Below are 1968 nucleotides of genomic sequence, written 5' to 3'. Positions count from 1 at the left end.
ACTAAAGACCGAGCAAGACGGCCTCTGGGAAAAGAGCCTGATTGTACGCCTGAATGAGCGGCGTCACCTGCTCTCCACCAGCGATGGCATCATCAACGGCCTGGGGGCAATCAACCATGCCGCCCATCCCCTGCTCTGGAAAAAACTGGCCGTTGAGCTTGCCACCAAGCTGCAGTGTGGTGGCAAGACCTATGAGCAGCAACGCAAAGGGATGATCGCCAGCAAGCTGGGGCTGCAACCTGCTGACCTGACCCTGGTGGGCACGGCAGCCGATATGGACAACCTGGCTGTAGTGACCAGACAGTTTGGCCCTTTTACCGTCACCGCGCTGGTTACTGCCGGAGCCAAAAGCAATGCCCTGCGGGCCGGAACGGATGAAGGGACCAACATTGAACCGTCCGACCCGCCAGTCGGTACCATCAACATCATCGTACTGACCAATGCGCGGCTGACTGATGGAGCCCTGGCCCGGGCCGTGGTCACTATTACCGAGGCCAAGACCGCAGCGCTGGAAGATCTGAAAGTTCCCAGCAGCTACACCAAAGGGGTGCAGGCCACCGGCACCGGTACTGACAGCGTGATTGTGGTAAGCGGCACCACCGGACCTAAGGTCACCTACACCGGTGGCCATAGCCGGATCGGCGATCTGATCGCCAAGGCGGTGCACCAGGCAGTGCTGGAGGCGCTGGAAAAGCAGAACGGATTAAAACTGAAGTAAAAAACTTAACGCAGAGAGGCATGAGGGGCAGAGACACAGAGAAAAAATCCTATAAAACCGTTCACCACAGAGGGCTCAGAGGTTCGCAGAGAGAAACATAAGTTGTAAAGAATTAAGCCATCAAACCAGAAAAACTGCATTATATTGATGATTTTCTCTGTTTTCCTCTGCGTCCTCTGCGGTGAAAATTGTTTTAGGATTATTTTGTTTCAACTGCCCCTTGTCGCTTTTGCCTTTCTCTGTATCTCTGCACCTCTGCGTTAAGCTGTTAATAGTTCAAACATACTTAGTATTTTTCACCACAGATGGAGATGAGGAAGAGGGGTTAAACTCCCCCGCTGCCCCGCAGCCGTGAAGGAAACGAACGTCCGTCGCCGCAAGGCGAAAAACCACTGGGGAAACCTGGGAAGGTGGACAAGTAGGCTGTCCTAAGCCGGAAGACCGCTCCATCTGAATAACCCGAGGGAGGTAGCAGTAGATGAAACGGAGTAGACAGAAGTATGCAGTAGCGTTGGGGCTGGTATTGGCGGTCTGTGGTTCTGCAGTGGCAGAGGAAAAGACCGCGCAGTTGGGCGAGGTAGTGGTTACCGCCACCCGTGACGAGGTGCCGATTGAACAGGTGGGCAGCTCCATCACGGTGGTCACCGCCAAGGAGATTGAACAGCAACAGAAACGAACCGTGGCCGATGCGCTGCGGATGGTGCCGGGACTGGATCTGATCCGTACCGGCAGTTTTGGCGGTGGTACAGCCGTATTCATGCGGGGCGCGAAGTCGGAACATACCCTGGTGTTGATTGACGGGATTCAGATGAATGACCCCTCTTCCACCGGCGGTGGCTACAACTTTTCAAACCTCACCACCGACAATATCGAACGGATCGAGGTGCTGCGCGGTCCCCAGAGTACCCTCTACGGTTCCCATGCCATTGGCGGCGTGATCAACATCATCACCAAACGGGGTGATGGCAAACTGAAAGGCTTCCTGTCTGCAGAGGGCGGTTCTTTTGCAACGGCCCGGGAAAGCGCCGGTATCAATGGCGGCAATGACCTGCTGCAGTACTCGTTGACCGTCTCCCGGCTGGATACCGGCGGTATCTCTGCAGCAGCTGAGCGGTATGGTAACGAAGAGCGGGACGGCTATCAGAACAGTGCCGTGGCCGGACGGCTGGGCATTACGCCCACCACCAATTCAGAGATCGACTTGACCCTGCGTTATGACCGTTCACGTACCTCGGTTGACAACGGCGGTG

General features: G+C 55.8%; 2 protein-coding genes and 1 riboswitch. Both genes read left to right on the top strand.

Annotation, left to right across the window (positions count from 1 at the left end; genetic code table 11):
• Positions 1-718: adenosylcobinamide amidohydrolase (locus OEL57_RS16415; RefSeq protein WP_300741985.1), on the top strand; the 718-nt coding region annotated here is incomplete at its 5' end.
• Between the two features lie 270 nt (positions 719-988).
• Positions 989-1181, top strand: a riboswitch (cobalamin riboswitch).
• A 15-nt stretch (positions 1182-1196) separates the two neighbouring features.
• The coding region (locus tag OEL57_RS16410; RefSeq protein ID WP_300741983.1) for a TonB-dependent receptor at positions 1197-1968 on the top strand (772 nt) is incomplete at its 3' end.

It is taken from the genome of Trichlorobacter sp., from assembly GCF_030247655.1.
In the GTDB taxonomy this organism is placed as follows: Bacteria; Desulfobacterota; Desulfuromonadia; order Geobacterales; family Pseudopelobacteraceae; genus Trichlorobacter.
This window is presented reverse-complemented; position numbering and strand designations above follow the sequence as displayed.